This window comes from Paeniroseomonas aquatica (assembly GCF_030409335.1).
In the GTDB taxonomy this organism is placed as follows: domain Bacteria; phylum Pseudomonadota; class Alphaproteobacteria; order Acetobacterales; family Acetobacteraceae; genus Belnapia; species Belnapia aquatica.
Genome location: NZ_JAUFPN010000141.1, coordinates 1 through 1,946, shown reverse-complemented (window position 1 = coordinate 1,946; position 1,946 = coordinate 1). Strand labels below are relative to the sequence as shown.

General features: G+C 69.1%; 3 protein-coding genes. All 3 read right to left on the bottom strand.

Going from position 1 to position 1,946, the window contains the following annotated elements; genetic code table 11:
* Nucleotides 1-779 (bottom strand): VirB4 family type IV secretion/conjugal transfer ATPase (locus tag QWZ14_RS12520; RefSeq protein ID WP_456307240.1); only part of this gene is annotated, 779 nt, incomplete at its 3' end.
* Nucleotides 772-1,113 (bottom strand): type IV secretion system protein VirB3, encoded by a 342-nt coding sequence (locus tag QWZ14_RS12515; protein WP_290317005.1) that lies wholly within the window; start codon nt 1,111-1,113, stop codon nt 772-774. The genes QWZ14_RS12515 and QWZ14_RS12520, both read right to left, overlap by 8 nt.
* A 12-nt stretch (nt 1,114-1,125) precedes the next feature.
* The gene (locus QWZ14_RS12510; protein WP_290317004.1) at nt 1,126-1,419 is read right to left on the bottom strand and encodes a TrbC/VirB2 family protein; all 294 of its coding nucleotides are present in this window, start codon (nt 1,417-1,419) and stop codon (nt 1,126-1,128) included.
* Nucleotides 1,420-1,946 lie beyond the last annotated feature (527 nt).

Below are 1,946 nucleotides of genomic sequence, written 5' to 3'. Positions count from 1 at the left end.
CCCGGCCGGGTGCGGTCGGGGTATTCCTTGAACCCCATGAGGGTACCAAAAGAGGGGCGGCCGGGGGTGCGGACCTCAAAGCCGCGCCGGCCGCAGATGACGCGGTCCGTGTAGATGGAGCCCCCGAGGGAGCCGCTGACCATCGGGACGGGGAGAAAGCGCGCCGTGAGGAACAGGCGCAGAGCTTCGCCCAACTCGGAGAACAGCACCCCGCCGGCCTCACGGATGCCCAGCCGTACCGGCCCCATCTCGGCGTAAGCCTGCAACAGCACCAGCATCCGGTCATCCAGGGTGCGGATCAGTTCATTGCTGGCCGTGGAGGCGGTGGCCTCCTTTCGGCGCCCCATGCGCGAGCGCAAGGCGTTGAGACCACGCGCCACTGGGGCGCGCGGCGTGACAATCACCGAGACGAACCACTCGTTGACCCGCTCGCGTCCGGCGAGAACGTGCTGCCGGTAGGTGGCATCCAAATCGGCAGCGAAGGTGCTGCGGTAGTGCCCGCCCGGCAGCGGCGAAGCGCCATCGTGCCGTACCATCGTCTCTACAACCGTCAGGGTATCGTCGGCGATGTTCCGCAGGACCGCGTTGCGGAAGCGGGGCCGGCTGTTCCGCCGGCCGTGATCCTCCAGGGCGAAGGGGGCACCAACTAGCCGCAGCATCCCCATTACCGACCCGTCCGTGCGCAGCACCGCGTTGTCGCGGACGTGGCCGACGAAGGGCACGTAGTCGTCGGCGCCCCGCTCGCTCCACCCGGAGGCGGACAGGAAGGGGTTACGCATGGCGCATGCCGCGTGGACCCCGCGCGCTCCCGACAGGCATGGGAGCGACGGAGGCGCCGCCCCAATCGGCAGTGTCGAAGCCGCGGGCGCTGGTGTTGAGCCAGAGCATTGCGACGCCGACCGCGTTGTAGTCGCGGGCGACGAGGAACCGGGCGGCAACCCAGACCGGGGCGACGAGGGCGAGTGCCCAGGCCACGCCGGTCAGGCCCTTGAACACGACCTGCACCTCGGCCGCGACTACGAACAGGCCAAGGGCCAGCGGCAGCGGTAAGCCCCACATCATGGCCGGCCGCGTCGCCGCGACGTGCAAGGGATCTTCCTGCAGCGGTTCCACGTCGTGCCGCTCTCAGAAGCCGAAGTAGCCGGCGATGGTCTCGGCGTTGGCCAGGATCATGCCGCCAGCCACCACAGAGGCGATGACGCTGACCGAGAAACGCATGACGAACAAGCCGATGGCGACCGCGATGATGCCGAGCATCACCAGACCGCGGGCAATGTTGGTCATGAACCACTGCGTCAGGCTGGTGATGGCACCGGAGCCGCCCCCCACCTGCGCATGCGCCAAGTCAGGCAGGATCAGGCAGGCGGCGGCGACGGCAGTGAACAGGGCGGCGTTCCGCGCCTTGGGTGAGAAGGTCATTCTGCAGTCCTCGGGGGCTCAGTGGAGGTAGCTCCCACGGCGCCCCCCGACGCCGTGGAAACCGCACGAGGCATGGCCAGCGGGCGCGGGCGGCTCGTGTGGATGGCCGACGCCCATACGTCCCAATCGGGGGGTGCGTCCGGGTCATCGGCGGGCGGCTCGGCATCGTGATTGGCGGCCGGGCGTTGCGGCGCTTCAGCAGCGTCACCGCGTAGGCGGATTGCTGGCACCACAGCTTCGGCGGCGCCTTGGACGCGCTGGACGTAGCCGTTGGCGAATCCCCGTTCGGGGTGACCAGTGTTATAGCGGGAGAAGGTAACGCGAAGCGCCTGCTGCGGGTCCGCCCCGCCGCGGAGCGCGGCGGCATAGCCATCGCGCAGTATGCGGGCGCCGGCTGTCAGATTGATGCAAGGGTCGAGGACGGCCGCGACCGTGAGCCCGAGGCTGCGAGATTGCGGCTGTTCACCTGCATCAAGCCCAGGTCAACGGAACGGCCCTGGCGCTCGATCAGGTCCGTGGCAAGGGTG